This window comes from Archaeoglobus profundus DSM 5631 (assembly GCF_000025285.1).
Lineage (GTDB): Archaea > Halobacteriota > Archaeoglobi > Archaeoglobales > Archaeoglobaceae > Archaeoglobus_B > Archaeoglobus_B profundus.
In genome coordinates this window covers 624,885-642,941 of record NC_013741.1, presented here as the reverse complement: position 1 = coordinate 642,941, position 18,057 = coordinate 624,885, and the positions used below count along the sequence as shown (strand labels likewise).

The 18,057-nt window shown below is 42.0% G+C and carries 23 protein-coding genes and 1 pseudogene; 9 read left to right on the top strand and 15 right to left on the bottom strand.

Annotated elements, in window-relative coordinates:
- Window positions 1-1,026: a cation:proton antiporter gene (locus tag ARCPR_RS03740; RefSeq protein ID WP_012940151.1), complete on the top strand. Its 1,026-nt coding sequence runs from the start codon at window positions 1-3 to the stop codon at window positions 1,024-1,026.
- 2 nt (window positions 1,027-1,028) lie between these two features.
- Here ARCPR_RS03740 and ARCPR_RS03735 read toward each other — a convergent pair whose 3' ends face one another.
- The 5 genes and pseudogenes from ARCPR_RS03735 to ARCPR_RS03720 all read right to left on the bottom strand — a co-directional run bounded on the left by ARCPR_RS03735 (window position 1,029) and on the right by ARCPR_RS03720 (window position 4,504).
- Window positions 1,029-2,078, bottom strand: coding sequence for an AAA family ATPase (locus ARCPR_RS03735; protein ID WP_012940150.1), 1,050 nt, complete (start codon window positions 2,076-2,078; stop codon window positions 1,029-1,031).
- Between the two features lie 38 nt (window positions 2,079-2,116).
- A complete protein-coding gene (locus tag ARCPR_RS09725; RefSeq protein ID WP_187286423.1) occupies window positions 2,117-2,284 on the bottom strand; it encodes a hypothetical protein in 168 nt (55 codons plus the stop codon).
- A gap of 4 nt (window positions 2,285-2,288) precedes the next feature.
- Window positions 2,289-2,726 (bottom strand): annotated as a pseudogene (locus ARCPR_RS09470) (RAD55 family ATPase); the annotation flags it as partial.
- A 69-nt stretch (window positions 2,727-2,795) separates the two neighbouring features.
- Window positions 2,796-3,773 (bottom strand): disk-shape morphogenesis protein volactin, encoded by a 978-nt coding sequence (locus tag ARCPR_RS03725; protein ID WP_012940148.1) that lies wholly within the window; start codon window positions 3,771-3,773, stop codon window positions 2,796-2,798.
- A gap of 29 nt (window positions 3,774-3,802) precedes the next feature.
- Window positions 3,803-4,504, bottom strand: a complete 702-nt coding sequence (locus ARCPR_RS03720) for a DUF7139 domain-containing protein (protein ID WP_012940147.1) — start codon at window positions 4,502-4,504, stop codon at window positions 3,803-3,805.
- Window positions 4,505-4,629: 125 nt separating this feature from the next.
- Here ARCPR_RS03720 and ARCPR_RS09905 point away from each other — a divergent pair, with 125 nt between their 5' ends.
- Window positions 4,630-4,836, top strand: a complete 207-nt coding sequence (locus tag ARCPR_RS09905; RefSeq protein ID WP_012940146.1) for a TRAM domain-containing protein — start codon at window positions 4,630-4,632, stop codon at window positions 4,834-4,836.
- Here ARCPR_RS09905 and pyrF read toward each other — a convergent pair whose 3' ends face one another.
- The 4 genes from pyrF to rqcH form a co-directional block, all read right to left on the bottom strand.
- Window positions 4,837-5,472: an orotidine-5'-phosphate decarboxylase gene (pyrF, locus tag ARCPR_RS03710; protein WP_012940145.1), complete on the bottom strand. Its 636-nt coding sequence runs from the start codon at window positions 5,470-5,472 to the stop codon at window positions 4,837-4,839.
- On the bottom strand, window positions 5,459-5,974 hold the full coding sequence (locus tag ARCPR_RS03705; RefSeq protein WP_012940144.1) for a TIGR00288 family NYN domain-containing protein: 516 nt from the start codon (window positions 5,972-5,974) through the stop codon (window positions 5,459-5,461). The genes pyrF and ARCPR_RS03705 overlap by 14 nt, the downstream gene beginning before the upstream one ends.
- 11 nt (window positions 5,975-5,985) lie before the next feature.
- Window positions 5,986-7,482, bottom strand: a complete 1,497-nt coding sequence (locus tag ARCPR_RS03700; protein ID WP_012940143.1) for a 2-isopropylmalate synthase — start codon at window positions 7,480-7,482, stop codon at window positions 5,986-5,988.
- A gap of 130 nt (window positions 7,483-7,612) precedes the next feature.
- Window positions 7,613-9,502, bottom strand: a complete 1,890-nt coding sequence (gene rqcH, locus ARCPR_RS03695) for a ribosome rescue protein RqcH (RefSeq protein ID WP_048084370.1) — start codon at window positions 9,500-9,502, stop codon at window positions 7,613-7,615.
- A gap of 80 nt (window positions 9,503-9,582) precedes the next feature.
- On the opposite strand from rqcH, the gene ARCPR_RS03690 reads away from it, so the two are divergent.
- From ARCPR_RS03690 to ARCPR_RS03665, 6 genes are all read left to right on the top strand, one after another.
- The gene (locus ARCPR_RS03690) at window positions 9,583-11,163 is read left to right on the top strand and encodes a tRNA uridine(34) 5-carboxymethylaminomethyl modification radical SAM/GNAT enzyme Elp3 (protein ID WP_012940141.1); all 1,581 of its coding nucleotides are present in this window, start codon (window positions 9,583-9,585) and stop codon (window positions 11,161-11,163) included.
- A gap of 105 nt (window positions 11,164-11,268) precedes the next feature.
- Complete coding sequence (locus ARCPR_RS03685; RefSeq protein WP_012940140.1) at window positions 11,269-11,952, top strand: hypothetical protein; 684 nt, start codon at window positions 11,269-11,271, stop codon at window positions 11,950-11,952.
- Between the two features lie 36 nt (window positions 11,953-11,988).
- Window positions 11,989-12,987: a zinc metalloprotease HtpX gene (locus tag ARCPR_RS03680; protein WP_012940139.1), complete on the top strand. Its 999-nt coding sequence runs from the start codon at window positions 11,989-11,991 to the stop codon at window positions 12,985-12,987.
- 161 nt (window positions 12,988-13,148) lie between these two features.
- Window positions 13,149-13,409 (top strand): hypothetical protein, encoded by a 261-nt coding sequence (locus ARCPR_RS03675; RefSeq protein ID WP_012940137.1) that lies wholly within the window; start codon window positions 13,149-13,151, stop codon window positions 13,407-13,409.
- Window positions 13,387-13,692: a hypothetical protein gene (locus ARCPR_RS03670; protein ID WP_012940136.1), complete on the top strand. Its 306-nt coding sequence runs from the start codon at window positions 13,387-13,389 to the stop codon at window positions 13,690-13,692. The genes ARCPR_RS03675 and ARCPR_RS03670 overlap by 23 nt, the downstream gene beginning before the upstream one ends.
- A 35-nt stretch (window positions 13,693-13,727) precedes the next feature.
- A complete protein-coding gene (locus ARCPR_RS03665; protein ID WP_012940135.1) occupies window positions 13,728-14,012 on the top strand; it encodes a hypothetical protein in 285 nt (94 codons plus the stop codon).
- Here the strand turns inward: ARCPR_RS03665 and ARCPR_RS03660 are convergent.
- The 3 genes from ARCPR_RS03660 to ARCPR_RS03650 are packed head-to-tail and all read right to left on the bottom strand — an operon-like array spanning window position 14,001 to window position 16,525.
- The gene (locus ARCPR_RS03660; RefSeq protein WP_012940134.1) at window positions 14,001-14,609 is read right to left on the bottom strand and encodes a metallophosphoesterase family protein; all 609 of its coding nucleotides are present in this window, start codon (window positions 14,607-14,609) and stop codon (window positions 14,001-14,003) included. The genes ARCPR_RS03665 and ARCPR_RS03660 overlap by 12 nt on opposite strands.
- 41 nt (window positions 14,610-14,650) lie before the next feature.
- On the bottom strand, window positions 14,651-15,478 hold the full coding sequence (locus ARCPR_RS03655) for a sulfite exporter TauE/SafE family protein (RefSeq protein ID WP_012940133.1): 828 nt from the start codon (window positions 15,476-15,478) through the stop codon (window positions 14,651-14,653).
- A 24-nt stretch (window positions 15,479-15,502) separates the two neighbouring features.
- A complete protein-coding gene (locus ARCPR_RS03650) occupies window positions 15,503-16,525 on the bottom strand; it encodes a type II glyceraldehyde-3-phosphate dehydrogenase (protein WP_012940132.1) in 1,023 nt (340 codons plus the stop codon).
- A gap of 49 nt (window positions 16,526-16,574) precedes the next feature.
- Here ARCPR_RS03650 and ARCPR_RS03645 point away from each other — a divergent pair, with 49 nt between their 5' ends.
- Window positions 16,575-17,282: a HesA/MoeB/ThiF family protein gene (locus tag ARCPR_RS03645; protein ID WP_012940131.1), complete on the top strand. Its 708-nt coding sequence runs from the start codon at window positions 16,575-16,577 to the stop codon at window positions 17,280-17,282.
- 2 nt (window positions 17,283-17,284) lie between these two features.
- Here the strand turns inward: ARCPR_RS03645 and ARCPR_RS03640 are convergent, their stop codons facing one another.
- The 3 genes from ARCPR_RS03640 to ARCPR_RS10100 form a co-directional block, all read right to left on the bottom strand.
- Complete coding sequence (locus tag ARCPR_RS03640) at window positions 17,285-17,560, bottom strand: eS26 family ribosomal protein (protein WP_012940130.1); 276 nt, start codon at window positions 17,558-17,560, stop codon at window positions 17,285-17,287.
- Between the two features lie 68 nt (window positions 17,561-17,628).
- Window positions 17,629-17,853, bottom strand: coding sequence for a DUF5320 domain-containing protein (locus ARCPR_RS10105; RefSeq protein ID WP_012940129.1), 225 nt, complete (start codon window positions 17,851-17,853; stop codon window positions 17,629-17,631).
- Window positions 17,853-18,056, bottom strand: coding sequence for a DUF5320 domain-containing protein (locus tag ARCPR_RS10100; RefSeq protein ID WP_012940128.1), 204 nt, complete (start codon window positions 18,054-18,056; stop codon window positions 17,853-17,855). The genes ARCPR_RS10105 and ARCPR_RS10100 overlap by 1 nt, the downstream gene beginning before the upstream one ends.
- Window position 18,057 lies beyond the last annotated feature (1 nt).

Below are 18,057 nucleotides of genomic sequence, written 5' to 3'. Positions count from 1 at the left end.
ATGGAAGAGTTTGAAGTAATAATCCTTTGTACGGCAATTGCCTACTTGTGCAGGAGCTTAAGATTCAGCCCAATTCCAATGTACATACTGCTGGGTTTGGTATTGAAAAATCTTGGAATAATAAGAGGAGATCATTCTGTACTGAGCGAACTGGGAATTGTGTTTCTTCTCTTTTACATTGGTCTGAAAATAAATCCTCATCAGGTTTCGAGAAATTTGAAGGGTATAACTTATGCTGGCCTAATAGATTTCGTCTTTAACTTCTTCCCTCCTCTAATGATTTTGCTCGCTTCTGGATTCGACATCTTTGTGAGTATCGTTGTATCTTCGGCAATCTATGTCAGCAGTTCTGCAATCTGCTTAAAATTGTTGGTTGACACTAGAAAATTGATTTTTCCCTTCGCTGAAACTGTTGTCTGGTTAATGGTTTTCGAAGATTTGGTAATGATTGGATTTCTAATGTTCATGTCATTAAGCGGAATATCACCGTTGGTAAAGACAATTCTGTTTCTAGCGATCGTATACATTATATACAAATATTCTCGCATGTTCAGATCATTGTTTGATAGAAGTGACGAGATTCCAATGTTGGCCACCTTTTCTATTCCATCTTTAGCCGTTTTGGTTAAAAATCTGGGAATATCGGAAGCTCTGGCTTCAATATCTCTGGGAATTGCTTTTTCGAGATATAAACTGGACAACTTGGTCATTCCATTCAAAGAGGTTTTTCTGGCTATCTTCTTTGTCATGTTTGGTGCAAGTATAAATTTGGAAATGCTCGATATAGGTGTCGTATTACCTCTAATCTTTATTGCGATTGTCGGAAAGCTGCTGAGCGGGTATTTTATAGGTTTGAACGTTCACAAATCCAAGAAAGACGGTGTACGTATCTTCAAGTATACTGTTCCGAGAGGAGAATTCTCCGTTATATTGACCACTCTATTTGCACCGCAGTTTTCGGGTATAATTTCTGCTGTAGTATTGGCCACTTCAATTTTCGGTATAGCACTATCAAGAAAAGATTAATGTTATATGAACATCTGTTTGGGTGGCTGCTTTACAGGCTTTTTAACTCTCTCAACAGCCTTAACCAAATCTTCGGTTCCGATGTATTCTCTCTCTTCAGCTATGGCTTTATGCAAAGCCGATTTAATTACCTTCTCAACAAGATCTCTTCCACTGAAGCCCTCTGTTATTTCAGCTATCACCTTTAGATTTGCTCTAACCTTGAGCGGGAAGTCCCTGAAGTTGTTTTCGAGTATCTTAAGTCTTTCCTCCAAGCTCGGCAGGGTAAATTCAATCTCTTCTTCAAATCTGCTCCTTATTGACGGATCGATTAGCTCGATCCTATTCGTCGCTGCTATTGTGCAAATTCCCTCATTCTTTTCAATTCCGTCCAACTCTGTAAGTAGGGCGTTGACTACTTCGCTTACATCACCTCTCAAGTCCTGATAGCTCCTGTCCAAAGCTATTGAATCAAATTCGTCCAAGAAGACTATGCACGGAGCAACCTGCCTTGCTCTCTCGTAAAGCTCATGGATTCTCCTCGCTCCATCGCCGACATGCTCACCGATGAGTTTGGTCGATTTCACCGATATGAATGGAACGTTCGCCTCGTTAGCTAGAGCCTTGGCTGTCATCGTCTTACCTGTTCCTGGAGGGCCATAGAATAGAACGTTCTTAGGTGCCCACTTTCCAAACTTTTCAGGATTCTGCAAATACTTCAGAATAACCCTCACCTTCTTTTTAGCCTCCTCTTGCCCAACTACATCTTCAATTTTAACATCCTTAACTATCTCAGTCTCAACAACACTTTTAGGACTTTCAACCAGAATGCGGGTTGAATCCGTAATAATTCCTTCAGGTTCAGCGCTAACTACCTCAAATGCAAAATCGGGGAACATGCGATAGTCAAAGAGCATTTTACCTTTAGAAACGTATTCACCCTTCCATTGATCTCTTGCATACCTTTCAAAGACTCTTGGATTGTCTACTACTGGGTACTCGTGATAACTCGCCTTTAAAGGATACCCCAAAGGTCTCAGTATGAGATACTTGACCTCCTGAACCTCCTTCACGTTATAGACTCTGAATGAACAGATATAAAAACCCTTGCTTAGAATATGACCCTTATCCCTCTCTCATCTATTTCAAGCCCGTATCTTCCCTTGACCTTGGAGGACTTCGTAGTTTTCTCAATACTTACAAAAACTTCCTCTCCCTCCTTTTCAAGCAGTATCACATTGTTCAGGACTTGTTTAATTGCTAATCTCTGAGTATGCATACCCCTAACGGCACTCGGAACACTTACAGCATTTGATTTCAGAGTCCAAGTGTGAATTTTCCTTACCAAGTAGTATATTTTTCTTTTCACCATGCAACATAGTTAAAGTCGATATAGAATCGAACACGAATCTATCGCCCTTGAAGTACCTCTTAATACCGCAAACCAACTCATCGTAATCGTAAGGATCTACCCAGTGTTCTGTAGGTTCGTCGTCATGAATATTTACAAACGTTATTCCTTCTGTATCCCAGCCAAATGTCTTCATATTTTCCATTACCTCCTCTGGTGGGTTATCTATGCAGAAGTAGACTACTTTACAACCAGATTTAGCTTGACAGTACGTAAACTGTTGGCAAAGTACACTTTTCCAGTTCCAACCCCTCCCAATATCAAAAATGGTGGATGGTACGTGAATACCGCCGTTGAAGATTAGGTCAAGCTTTTCGAGTCCTAGAGATGCTCTATCATAGAAAACTAACTAAATTTGTCAAAAAAAGAAATTGTAGCTCTAACTCTCTTTGGTCTTTGCGGCAATCAGACAACCCCTTGCAACGCTGAGGAGGGGATCTCTCGCAAGCCTTATTGTAGATATCTCGACAGGTAGTCCAACTTTCGAAATTTTCTCTTCAAAAGCCTCCTTGAACCCTTTTGGCTTCGCAGTACCTCCTGCCAACACCACCGGAAACTCGACCCGTGGTGGCGAGACTTCAGCCAACTTTCTCCTCAAGTTTTCGATCACGTAAGTAAGCAGGTAATCATAGTATATTGCCAGAGCTCCTTCAATGCTACCCAATTCAACTTCATACTTCAACTCGAATCTGCTCTCCTTTATGGCACAAACCTCCTCTTTAGGCATTCCAGTTGCTTTTGCTGCATTCTCGTCTATCCAATCACCTCCTCTCGCAATGCTGAACGAAACTATTGGTGCTGCAAAGTATGCCGCAGTTACATTTGTCAATCCCGCTCCAAAGCTGATGCCTATTCCTGTAAAGCTGTTGTCGGCTAACTCTGAGTATATAACTGCCAAGCCTTCGTCAATGGTAAAGGGTGTGTATCCCATCTTCTTAACTAAGGCCTCCAATGTCTTTCTGTGATAAGTGGTTTCTATGTCGGAATCTATGGGATTTGCTGGAGAGGATATACATACTGCCTCTCCATTTGAAGATGGACTTTCCAAAACTTTCTCAAGTATGAGTTTTATTATTGGAACAGCTTCCTTTTCCTCGGGGCTCAAAATTCCTGATTTCATTGGTCTTCTTACCGACTTCTTAAAGACTGTTGCGAATTTAAGGGCATCATCACCAAGTATGTATATCTTGTCACCCCTTATAACGTACTGAACGTTTGCGTTGTCCAACATCATCTTCGTTAAATCGCTATAATCCAATTCTAGGAAAGCATTCCTCTGCTGAACAAAAACGATGTTGTCACCCTCCATCTCAGAACAGACTATGTTCATAGTTCCTACATCTAAACCCTTAGCCATGCCGTAAGTGATTTCAGAAGTTTAAAAGATTAATCCTTTTTCATTCTACTCTCCATATCCTTTAAAATTTTTGAAATCTTCGAAATTTCATCATCCTTAACCTTAATTTCAAGCTTTCCATCCTTTACCCTGTTCAAGAGAGTGGCATCGTAATCAACATTGTCCTTAACTTTCACGACTTTCCCTATTCTCCCATTCAAAGCCTTTCCAAACTTTATATCACCTGTCTCAATATCTTTGAATGTAATTTCAGGCTCAGGAAACTTGACAGGCTCTAAAAATACACTCTCATCAAACTCGGGAGTTTCACCACTCGCTTTTTTTGAAATTTCTCTAGATACTGTAACCGGTTTGGACTCTATTATTCTTTGAACGACTTCAGCGAATAAACCTCCCAATACCAAGATCAATCCCAGAGCGTAGATGGTTGCGACGATTGAGATTGTAGGATATATCCAGCCCTTGGGATAGAGATAAAGAAATGCAAGTAAGCCTAATACGCACAGTAGAAAGCCCGATAATCCAGTGGCTCTGGAGTATTTAACGTATCCAAGCATTCCGGCAATCCCTTGAACTGCCAAAGGGACTCCTAATCCAACCAAGCTAAAGGTAGTCTTTACCAAAGTTGGCTCAGAACCGTAGTGAAGCTGGAAGTAAACGATGAACACAAGCCCCAAAACAATTAAACCCAAACCTACGACGAATATGAGTGTGTTGCTGAAGTATCTCATGCGCAAATTTTAGTACGATAGTTGATAAGACTTTCCTTATTTTTATCAAGTCTTTTAAATTTTTTAAGCAAAAGGTTTATATAGTTTGTGAGTAACGTGCCTAATCGAATTAGGAGGTGCCGAATTTGAGAAATTTGGGATTTAGCAGACCGCCTGTAAGTGTGGGAGAAGTAAGGGAAGTAAAAATCGTTGCAATGGGTAGTGGTGGAGACGGAATAGCGAAAGTGAACGGCTTTGTTGTGTTCGTTCCGGGAACGAAGGTTGGAGACGACGTGAAGGTAAAGGTAACGAAGGTCTTGAAGAAGTTCGCGTTTGCGGAAGTAGTTGAGTAATCAATCGAGTTGGCTTAACTTTTTATAAATTTCTTCAGCAGATTTTTTAGGATTCTTCGAGTTGTATATCGCCCTTCCAACTATTATGTGAGTAGCATACTTCACGACTTCCAAACTTCCACCCTGTGCACCGATTCCCGGACACAGAATTTTGATATCTCCTACGATCTCTTTTAAAGCTTTAACTCTCTCTGGTCTTGTTGAAGGAGCTATTATGCCGTGACAACCCAATTCCACAGCCATTTTAGCAATTTTGTCTGAAATCCCCTTAAAAAATTCCTCGGAGCTTGTAAGCTCAGTGACGACATAAACTTCACCATCAAATTCCTTAGCAACATTTAATACAGCTTTAACAGTCTCCCTCCCAGCAAATCCGTGAACTATCACAGCTTTAGCTCCATTCTCGAAAGCGATCCTCGCGATGATTTCACTAGTGTAAGGTATGTCGGCAATTTTAAAATCCGCAATTACAGGCTTTATCTTTGAAAGTTCTCCTATTATTCCAACACCGCACGAAAGAACGAGTGGGTAGTTTACCTTTATATGCGAGATGTAATCCTTAACATCATTTGCAATATCTAGAGCTTTTTCCCTCTCAAGAACGTCTAAAGCCAAAACGAGTTCAATCTTCCTCATAATCCTCGTAGTCGTCCTCGTTTAAAATTATTGCAATGTCTGCGGAGTTTTTCAAAGCGGTCGAAAATCCCGGTTCCGCTCCAATGATAATTGTCTCTTTCCCCATTTCCATAGCCTTCTTCAAGACGGCTTTGAAGTCTGCATCTCTCGTAACCAGTGCTAAAACATCTATAAGATCGTTGTAAATCAAATCCATAGCCTCAACGGCCATCCTGACATCTACATCTCCTGAGGTTATCACAGGCTCAAACCCCTGATTTTCAACAGCCTCAACGAGCTTATCCGTTGCATACTGATTCAGAAAGACTTTTGCAACTTTTATATCTCCGTACTCCTTTAGGATATCTCTTATCTCACTCAGATTTAAATTGAACTCTTTCCTAAGCATGTTCGGGCCATCTACAAGCACGGCAATCCTCTTTCTGCTTTCTTGCTTTCTCTTTGATAAAATCTCCTTTATCTTCTGAACTTTAGATATTCTCAGTTTCTTCTTGATTGACATTTGAAGTCACCTTACTTCTTCCTCTTCTTCTTAAGCATAAGGTAGTTTACAGCCTTTATAACAGCATCGAAAGATGCCATGACTATGTCCGCACCAGCACTCCTCGCAGTAAAGGTCTCGCCATCCTCGTCCTCAACAGTGACGTAGACATTTGCCAGAGCATCGCTACCTCCAGTTATAGCATCCAACCTGAACTCGGTAATCTTAATCTTCCTTCCCAGAAGCTCTGTTACAGCTTTAAACGTTGCATCCACAGGTCCGACACCAATCGCAGATGTAACCTTCCTTTCACCTTCAACTTCAGCATTTATTACAGCTGTAGGAGTAATCTTGTTTCCAGTTAGAACCGTAACCTCGTCAACATTTATGATCCTATCCTTTTCACTCACTTCACCCAATACCGATTCTGCTATCGCAAACAAGTCCAAGTCTGTAACCTTCTTACCCTTGTCCCCAAGCTCCTTAACCTTTTGAACGATTATGCTAAGTTTTTCGTCATCCACAACATAGCCAGCATCCTCTAAAATCTTCTTGATCTGATGCCTACCCGCATGTTTTCCAACGACTATCCTACGTTTATGCCCGACCATCTCAGGCGTTATAATTCCTGGCTCGAAAGTTCTTGCATCCTTAAGCACTCCGTGAGCATGAATACCACTCTCATGACTGAAGGCGTTTTCGCCGACAATCGGCTTGTTCGGTGGCATCTTGACTCCTGTAAGCCTCTCAACTAAGCGAGATGTCTCAACTAGGTATTCCATCCTTATGTTTGTCTTGAAACCCTCGGCATACAATAATGCCACAACCTCCTCAAGAGGAGCGTTTCCGGCCCTCTCACCCAATCCATTCACTGTAACTTGGACTTCATCCGCTCCAGCTAGAACTGCTGCATACGTGTTTGCTGTGGCCAATCCAAAGTCGTTGTGACAGTGAACATCTATAGGAACGTTGAGATGTTCTTTAAGCTTTTTGATCATGTCGTAGAACCTGAATGGAGTTGCTATTCCCACAGTATCTGGCACATTTATTATATCTACGCCAGCTTCTTCGACAGCCTTGTAAATCCTCTTCAGAAAGTCCATTTCAGTTCTCGTAGCATCCATCGCGGAGAACATGCATTCAACGCCGTGAGATTTGACGTATTCTACAGCATCGACCGACAGTTGAACGATTTCGTCTGGAGTCTTTTTAATTGTGTGCTCAACCTGAATTTTTGAAGTTGGAATGAAGACGTGAACGATATCTACATCAGCCTTGATAGCCTGATCAATATCTTTCTTGACAACTCTGGCCAAACCGCATATCTTTGCATTTAAACCCAAGTTTGCGATCTCCTTAACAGCTTCAAACTCCCCCTTCGATGCGGAAGGAAAACCGGCCTCTATAACATCTACACCTAGCTTATCCAGCTGTTTGGCAATCTGAATCTTGTAATTGACAGGTAATGATACACCGGGCATCTGTTCTCCATCTCTAAGTGTCGTATCGAAAACCTTGATCGTCCTCATTGAATGCCAGACTTTGTCAAGTGTTTTAAAAATTTTCAGATACCCCAGAATTCATCATCGCAATCTCAGAATCCCCAGCCTCATCACTTCGATCTCCTATGGTATTGCTACAAATTAAAGTTTCTCTTGTTCACTTTGGAAATACTCCAACTATTCTCGATTTACCCGGTGGTAGGAACTTGGAAATCTCATCGGGCGTTGCTATGGCCTTGACCACATGCCTTTCATCCTCTTTAGCTCTTTCAACTAAAGTTTTAGCAATCTCAACAGAAATCTCGTTAATATCTTTATCTCCAATCTCCAAAACCACGTAGTAATCGCAGTGCTTCGAAATTGCAGAAACAGGCCCGCCCATGACTCTCAAGTTGCTCAGATCAACCCCTACAGCACACTTAAGCTCGACCGTAATGTAGTTTCTCTTACCGACGATGTAAAATGATCCTTTCGGCAAGTATTCTCCAGCTTTTGCAGATTTTTTAACTTGATCGGCTGTGACGTAATAGACTTCACCACTGTGAAGTCCCTGCTTCCACAGCGAGGAGTAAATCGCTGCAAACTGAGCCGTTTCAACTATACTAATTTCTGGAGCCTCCAACCCCTTTTTAAGCACAACAGCTGGTGCTCCGGGTGTTTGAGTATGAAAGAACAAATCTTTAGGCTCCAAATACTTCGAAACGATTTCCTCGTTCATCTGAGCATTCCTACCACCTATTGCCAGAAATCCATCTGAAGTTATAAACCACCTAAACCTCTCAAACCACTCCCTCTTTCTAACGATCCTTATGGGTGCAGTGTATTTCAACTTCTCCTTTCTTTCAGCTTCTTCAATCTCCTTTTTAGTCTTCTCAATAGCGATAAGCAGTCCTTCAAGTTTCTCTCTAGCTTTCTTGGCCTTCTCGTAGTAAGATTCGGCAATTCCGTGTATGTCTTTATCCAGATCAAGCCTTATCTCCTTTCCATTAAGGACAATGACAACGTAATCCTTTCCTACATCTTTTACAAACTTAAGGCTCTTAGCCTTAGCCTTAAACTCTTCAAAACTCATCTTTTCTTTAGCCTGCCTAAATGCGTTGAGGGCTTTCTCAATCGTTGCGTAGTTCTCGTATATAAAATCTCCCAGAGACTTGAACTTCTCAGCCTCCTCCTCAAGCTTCCTCTTGCTCTCAAGCTGGATCTCAAGTCTTTTTCTAAGCTTTTTAAGTTCCTCGCTCTCCTCTTCTTCAGTTTCAGCAATTGTCTTTGAATAGAATTCATCCAAAGCTTTGTTAAAGCTCTCAAAATATTTCTTCTCGTAATCTCTGTAGTATTCAAGCTCTATCGGCAAAACGTCTATATATTCACCGTCTTTTATCACGATGTGCGGTTTTATATCTCCCTTGAAGACTGGCTCAAATATGGACATCATCGCTCTGTATATTCTCTCAAACTCTTCATCGCTCAAGTCTTTGCCGAGCTTGTTCTTGTCGATCCCAGCTCTCAAGCATGTCTCCTCTGCAAACAAACCTCCCAACCCACATTTCACAGCCAAAAGCTTGACTATTTCTTTCTCCTCACTGCAGAGCTTCTTTAGTTCATCAAGCGTAAGCTCGAAAGGAGGTTTTTTCTCGGGGAACTCGTATCTGCCCCTCTTCCCATGAATGTCCATGATCACGTCAAAATTTTCATCAGTTAGAGCAACGTTTCCCTTAGCAAAAAGCTCCGCAACGATCTTCCTGTCCCCAAAATCAATGACTACGACCCTGTCGAAGTCGTGTTGCCAGATTTTCTCAATTCTCTTACCTTCTAAGTGCTTTCTCAGGAGCATGGCGAAGGGAGATGGAAATTTTGGACTTTCTTTTGGGAAAATAGTCAGATGAATTCTCCTACCAGCTTCAATAATCAAATCCTTCCTTCCTTTAGCGTAAATCTTTATTCTGATTTCGTTGGGAGGATAGTGATAAATCTTCTCAACCTTTCCCCCTATTAACTCTTGAAGTTCCCTAACGCAGACGTAGATGTCCAATGATGACATCGATTTCATGATTTCAAGCCTTTGAGTTACGCTTTATAAATCTCGACCAAACCTTTTAAACAGAGTGTACCTACCAGAAGTCTTGGAGCATGAACGCACTAATAGAGATAGGGAAGGAGATACTGAGGATTAAGCCTAAGAGCAAGGAGGAAGTTGCGAAGATAAAGAAAGTAGTCAGCCGAAGGTTCAAGCTACCTAAAATTCCTAGCGATGCCGAAATTCTCAAGGCTTGGAAGGGTAGAGCGGGTTACGAGGAGTTGAGAGATCTATTGAGGGTTAAACCAGTAAGAACGATTTCCGGTGTGGCTGTTGTGAGTGTGATGTCTTCTCCAGCTCCATGTCCTCATGGAAAGTGCTTGATGTGTCCCGGTGGAGTTGAGAGAGGTACGCCACAAAGCTATATTGGTTTGGAGCCTGCGGCACAGAGAGGGAGACAGCATCACTATCATCCGTTCAGGCAGGTTTATGCAAGGTTGAACGAGCTCCACGAGTTGGGGCACGATGTCGACAAGGTTGAGATAATCGTGATGGGTGGAACATTTCCAGCGAGACCTAGAGAATACAAGGAATGGTTCATGCTCGGAATCTTTAACGCCTTGAACGCTTTTGGAAAGAAGAGATTTAAGTTCGAGAAAGATTTAGAGAAGGCTAAGAGAAAGAATGAGAGGGCTAAAGCCAGATGTATCGGTATAACGTTCGAAACACGCCCAGATTATGCCGGAGAGGAACATATAATCGAGATGTTGAGATTTGGCGGAACTAAAGTTGAAATTGGTGTGCAAAGCGTTTACGATGATGTGCTTGAGACAATAAGGAGAGGACACACGGTTGAGGACATAGTTAGGGCTACTCAACTCTTGAAGGATTCCGCCTTCAAAGTTGGTTATCACGTAATGCCCGGTTTACCAAATTCAAATTTTGAAAGGGACCTAAAGATGTTCAGGATCATATTTGAAGATGAGAGATTCAAGCCAGATTACCTTAAGATTTACCCAACGCTGGTTGTTGAGGGAACGGAGCTTTACAAGTGGTATAAGAAGGGCTTATACAAGCCTTACAGCACGGAGGAGGTTGTAGAGCTTATAGCTTTAGCTAAAAGGCGTTTCCCAGTTTGGGTGAGAGTTCAGAGAATTCAGAGAGACATTCCAGTCGATAAAGCTATCGGATTGGATAAGGGAAACATAAGGCAGTTAGTTCATGCCAAGCTTAAGGAGTTGGGTTACAGCTGTAGATGCATAAGATGTAGGGAAGTTGGACACAAGCTGAGAGGTAAGGATGTTGAAGAATTGTTGAAAGATGCAGAGCTTGTGATTAGAAGATATAGGGCATCAAAGGGGATTGAATACTTTATATCCTATGAGATTCCAAGCTACGATGCTCTCATTGGATTCATCAGGCTGAGATTCCCGCATAAGCCTTTCATAAAGGCTATAGAGGACTGTGCACTAATAAGGGAGTTGCACGTTTACGGTAGGGCTGTTCCGATAGGTGTAAAGGAGAAAGGAGCATTCCAGCATCGAGGTTTTGGTGAGAAACTTCTTAAGACTGCTGAAGAGATTGCAAAAGAAAAGTTTGATGAGATTGCAGTTATAAGTGGTGTTGGAGTTAGAGAATACTACAGGAAGTTCGGATACAGAAAAAGGTTTGAGTATATGGTTAAAAAGCTGTGATCAGACAGCCAGGTTTCATCATTGTTCAGTCAAGGCTGAATTCATCATCTCTGTGCTAACAAGCACTAAGCTTTTATATAACCTTTTACCTGATGAGCATTAACAATGGAGGATATATACGTTAATCTGACAGAGCTTCTGAAAGAGTTAAAGGGAATGAGAACGAGAGTACTTTACGATTCTTCCGTAGTCAAAGACCTATTCATTTTTCAGTATATAATTCCAACGTTTTCAGGCAGAGATGTATATATAGTCATTTATTCCGATACCATCTATTACAGATTTTGTAGAAGAGCTGAGTATCTCATGTTTTCGGATTCCAACATGGCAAAACTTTTGGACAACATCAATATAATCAAGATAGGTCATTCGAATGAAATTAACTTTGGGAAGCTCTACGCATTTATAGAACACAGCACACCAAGAGAAGAATTCGTAGCTCTGATGGAAACTCTAAGATGTTTGGATAGAAAGTCTGTTTTGATACTTTACAGCAGTATAGCCTACATCATGAGCATGCTGGATGAAAAGGAGGCTTTGAGACTCCTACTCGAATCCTACGGAATCCTTCCAAGAGATATAACACTTTTTGGATTTAAACATCTGAAAACTCAAACGAGGATCGATTACTACATCAGCGATTTGTATGATGTTCTGATAACGATTAAGAGGGATGAAAGTTCCTTCGATTACTCAACATACGTATTCGAAGCTGAATGTCAGTTGAGTGACGTGTGCTACAAAACGGGGAAATTAAAAGTAGAAAACGGAAGACTCGTCCAAGTTTAGCGAAAGGAATTTATCACCCGATGATATTCTCATCACATGTTCCTGATATTTGATCCAATATACATGATGCTGGCGGTGTTAGGATACTTCTTGATGCTAATCTTAGCGAGCACAGTAGCACCGAAAGTCGCGAGTAAATTTGCGGGTAAGTTTTCCCTATACACTTCGATGGTTATACTGGCTGCGCTTATCGTGTTCATATCTTCCGTAACTATCTACGCGATACTAAGTCTGGCTGGCTTCTACGTCAGTGTATTAGGTCTAGCTGTGTTTATCCTCGTAATAAATCTCCTGATGTACCTCGTATCTCCGTTCATGATTAACTTAAGTTACAGTGCTAGATGGGATGCCAGACTGCAAGAAATTGTGAACGACGTTGCATACAGGCTCGGTGTAAAGCCACCTAAGGCGGTTGTAGTAAGAAGTCCACCCAATGCGTTCGCTTACGGTAACTTCATAACGGGTAAATACGTAGCAGTATCGGATACACTGCTTCAAATGCTTTCAAGAGATGAGCTTGAAGCCGTTATAGGCCACGAAATAGGTCATCACAAGCACAGAGATAACCTAGTAATGTTGTTCTTCGGTTTATTACCGTCGGTAATCTTCTACTTGGGCTACGCACTCATACATGCAAGTATGAGAGACGATAGAAGGGGGGCACAACTAGCTATCGTTGGGATTGCTGCAGTGCTGATATCGTTCATAGTTCAGATACTAGTTCTGGCCTTCAGCAGACTCAGAGAGTACTATGCAGACTTTGAGGGAGTACTCGCCACGAGCAAATCGGCTATGCAGAGAAGCTTGGCTAAGATTCATCTGTTCTACGAAAGGTATCCGTCTTTCATGGATAGGATAGCTGAGAGTAAGCTGAAGACTTTGTTCATTTACGCACTTGTCAACGCCGTGGCCAATCCAATAACGAGCGAAATAGAGAGATTGAAGAGAATGGAGGTTTCTCCACTTCAGGAGTTCCTGTCAACTCATCCGCCAATTCCGAAGAGGTTGAGATTCATAGAAAGCATTGAAATCTAAATTCTTACAACATCTTCACTTCCGCACTGTGGGCATTTAATTGGAAATTTGTACGGATTCTCTAGGAAAACGTAACCATACGTGTCGCACTGAAAGTAGACTTCTTCCATGAAGACAATTTTTCCAAACGCTTTTTATATGCATTGCTCAAATCTCTTTGCATGAAGAGAAAAATCGAGAGCGGTATCAAGATAGTTGGTAGGATTACGGGTGGTTTTCCCGTTCCATCCTTCATAACAGTCCTTATCGATCCCCTTGCAACTCCCGAACTTCTCATCTACGGCATGTGCGATTACTACGTTCCGAGTTTCAAGACCAATGATATCGTAATGAACGAAGCTAAAGCACTGGGCTACAGCTTTGAAGTCGTAGATTTTGATAGTCTAAGGAATTTGAGAAGTGTCAGAGTGTGTAGAGTTTAAGGGAGATTACAAGGAGGCGCTTGAGCTGAGAACAATCGCATACAGCAACGATTTGATAATCAACGCAATTGTTCTAAAGGATTATTATGAAAGCAAAGAGCTTTCAAAGCTAATGTACATAAGTGACGGTGTTATGGTGATAGAGTCCGAAAAAGTCGGAGAAAGGTTCATTTTCAAGTTTGCAATACCTAAAATGATCGGAGGTTACGCGATACCAAATTACGTCAGATTCAAGACTGAAAGGAGCGTTTTAGAGATAGACACATCGAGAGATATAGTTTGAGCAAGAGTTAAATACATCCTGCCAGAGCACATTCAATGAGAATTTCCGAGTTTGTACTCTTCCAAAAGGAGGGGAGCGTTCATTACACCGGCTATGCAAACTACTTCGGCTTGGAAAGTAGAGCATGCATAATCAAGAAAGCTGGTGAGAAGTTCATAGTTTTGGTTGAGGACGATGATGGATGGAAGCAGATAGGCTTGTTCTATCCCCAGAAGGGAAAGGTTAGAGGAAACAAAGAATATGAGCTAATTGGGGTTATATGGACTCCAGAGCATACGTTTCACGTAATGAAAGATGGCAAGAGGTTCTTAGGGCTTTAAACTAATGAATCTAACTATCACGTTGCTGAAATCTTCAAATTCGACTATAACTCCCCTACCCTTATTTGCTGGGGGGATTTTGACTATCAGAGTATCGTTGAGTTTTGCAACTCCTTCATGCTCATGAATATGTGCACAGAATACCAGCTTCGGCTTAACGCTTTCTATCCATCTCCTTACAGCCATACTGCCTACACTCTTGCCACCAACCCAGTCAAAGATGCCATAAGGTGTGTCGTGAAAGATAGCTACATCTGCTTTGAATCCCGAAATGTGTTTCTCAATCTCTTCATCATCGAATTCAAACGGTGTGTTAAATGGTGTGGTAGAAGAACCTCCAAATCCGAAGAATGTTATCCCATTAATTTCAACAGTCTTTCTGTGTATTGAGACTCCTCTAGATTCTAGGATATCTAAAACCCCTTTTGGATCCATGTTTCCCGGAATTGCCAAAACTCTACCTTCTATTTTATCCAAGAACTTTTTGGCAAACTCGACTGGCCCTTCAACTGTAAAATCGCCAGCTATCACAATTAAATCACCATCTGGAACTGTAACATCTTCGTTGTGAATGTCTCCCAGCGCTACGATTCTCATACATATTGATAAAAATTGAGTAGTAAAAATTTTGCTGTTTTTCAGCCTACGATGTACTTCAACGCAAGGACGGTTATTAAGACAGCTAAAATCGACCTTATCAATCTCTCTGGCATAAACTTCTGAATGTGCGCACCCAGATACATTCCCAACATCCCACCGAAACCGAACGCGAGTCCTAAATCAATTCTAGGTTGCCAACCACTTACAGTATAACTGACTACTCCTACGACTGATGACACAAATGTGCCGAAGAGGTTTGCACCCGCTATCGCGTGCACGGGCAACTTGAAAATTCCTACAAGTATAGGCGACATAAGAGCGCCCCCACCAACTCCATAACATCCTCCAATTATACCAACTACAAAGGAAACAGTAGAAATGCTAAGCGGATTGAACTCGTAATCGTGTCCATTCGAACCGAATACAACCCTCCTCAAGCTTACAAATTTAACGTTAACTCTTTCGATCTTTGAGTATTTTCTCTTAGATCTCACAAGTGTAAATGCTAGATACAGGAGGACGATACCTACGAACTTCTTGAAGTATTCAGGATAGAAAAGTAACGTAGTTCTTACAACCGTTCCGAGCAGGATTCCCGGAATGTATCCAGCAATCATAGCGATTGCCAGTATCCATAGAAATCTTCCCTCTTTCCAATACTTGTAAACACCACTCGGTATTGCTATTACGTTGTAAAGGAAGTTGGTAGCGTTTGCAGAAGGTGTTATTATACTCAAAACGCTGATTTGAAATGGCATTAATAAAAATGCGCCGGAAACACCGGCTGGAGACGTAAAGAAGGCTATTATAAAGGCTGTTATGAAGCTGAGCAGCAACGAAACTCCGAGCGATGCTTCTAGGATCATAGTACCACGTACTGAGAGCTTTTATTAGATCTGGAACTTGCCAATATCTAAGCTTTCGTTTGTCTTCCTTATGCTTTCCTCCTTATCAGCCATCTCAAGCATCGCTCTGATCGCATCTATGTTCTCTGGAACTACTATAGCCTCCTGATGAATCGCCTGAGTAAGATAAAGCTCGTTACCAACAACTGCGATCGAATCCCTCCAAACGACATTTTCAAAAAGGTCGTATCTAATTCTAAGTTCTCTCGCCCACTCGATTATCTTGGCTGTGGATGTAAAGCCGTCATCCTTTGAAACCAGCAGAATTCTAGGCTCTTTCTCGAAAACGTCGATCACATCATCCTCACTCGCTTTCTCCTTCAGCTGAACGTTCAGCGAGTGAACGTGCATGAGTGTTGTTGGAACTTTGAATGCGACAGTCGTTATGTCGATGTGAGGTAAAACAGTCTGCACGTCTGGACCGTGATGCGATGGCAACTTTACGGGATCGGGCATTATCCCATTAACCAAACCCTTCTTATCTTCCTTAGGGTCAACAACCCTCCTAATCATTACAGCCCTTACCTTCTCAATTCCAAAGTTCGTGTCGAGGAGGTAAAGGACTCTAACCAATCCCGTAGTGTTGCAACTTACAACCCTAACGTAGTTCTTGCCCACGGCCTTTTCATAATTTGCCAAGGCGTTGAAAGATAATTCAGCAACATCCTTCTTCTCTCCACCCTGAAATATCGCCTTAACACCGGCCTTCTCATACATTGGTTTGTTTTGAGCTCCAACTTTACCGGGTGAGCAATCGACTACAATATCTGCCTTATTGATAAGATCATCAACTGTTCCCTCAACCCTAATACCAGCAGATTCAAAAAGCTCTAAATTTTCAGGAATTGCACAGTAAAGCTTGTATCCCTTTCTTATGGCCATCTTAGCCTCGAAGTCGGGTTTAGTCTTTGTGACGCCTATAACTTCCATATCGTCCTGCTTGCTTACAGCATCGGCAACCCTCTTACCAATCGTTCCGTAACCGTTTATTGCAACCTTGACTTTCATAGCGTGAATTATATCCAAACATTAAAAACAGTTTCGAAAGATTCTGAATATGGACGGGTATGCAAGGCAAATTCCCCTGATAGGTGAGGAGGGGCAGGAAAAGTTGATGAAAAGCCGTGTGCTTGTCGTTGGGGCGGGAGGTTTGGGAAGTGTAGTCATAACATACTTGGTTTCTGCTGGAATCGGTAAAATCGGCATAGTCGATGGCGATGTTGTTGAAGAGCATAACCTTCAGAGGCAGTTCATCCATGCTGGAAATGTTGGCAAGAACAAGGCTCTATCTGCAATGGAATTTGTTGAAAGGCTAAATCCAGATGTTGAAGTTGAGGCTTATCCGTTTAACCTAAACGAGAGCAATATAGCTATTGCCAAGCACTACGATGTCGTAGTTGCATGCCCAGACAACTTCGAAACTCGTCTAATTCTGAACGATTTTTGTGTAAGGAACGACATTCCGATGGTTCACGGAGCAATCTACGGCTTCGAAGGTGAGGTTACAACAGTTGTTGGCTCACCCTGTTACAGATGTCTCTACTCAAGTTTTCCCAAGCAAGAAGAAAGGTTTACGCCAGTATTTGGATTTACATGCGGAGTTGCTGGAAGCATTCAGTGTGCGGAGACAATCAAGGTTCTTCTCGGTATGGAAGTCCTGAGAGGGAAGCTTTTAAGGTTCGATTTGAGAAGTATGGAGTTCTTTACGATCGAGTATGAAAGGAATCCAAACTGTCTTGCATGTAAAAATAGAAAGGAGGGATAAAATTAAATCCATACATCCTTTCTCCTACCCAACTTTCCTGGCTGAACTATTCCCAAGTTTCTCGCGCACTTGGGGCAGTAGTAAGCCTTAACTCTCGTGATTGAGATGTTCTTTCTACCAACCATCCTAACTATATCGTAATCCAGCTTCAAGCCTCTATAGGCTACAAAAGTCTTAAAACGAGGTACCTTCCTACCGCAACCATCGCATCTAACCATGTAGTCTTTTCCTCTCGCCTTACTCTGCTTATACTCCCTAACGTAGGGAGCTTTGGACATATGATTAAATCTACTTCAAGATAAAAAAGCTTTTGACAAACTGCACAAATATTAAAAAATACAAAAATTTACTGCTTGCCTAACTCCTTCTTAAGCTCTTCAATTCTCTTCTTAATCTCTTCGAGCTCCCTCTCTAAGTCGTTCTTCAGAGCTTCCAAGTATTCGAGTTCATCTTCAAGTGTCATGTAGGGAGGATACCACCAGAATGGATAAGCCCATCTGAGCCATCCTGGTAGCCCTGTCATCCAGAACCACCATCTCCAACCCCATCCTCTACCCCAACCCCAAGGCATCACCACCACCTCCTGCCAAGCCTTCTACCTCTCCACCAGCCATATCTCCATGCAAATCTCCAAAATCCAAACCACCTACCTCCGAAGGGTGGGAAGACAAAGCGATTCATGAATCCGGGTATTGGGTATCCTGAGCAGAATCCGGCCCCTCTACCAGTTCTCGGCCCCAATCCCCAAGGGCCAGTACCGTCGCCCCAAGGCATA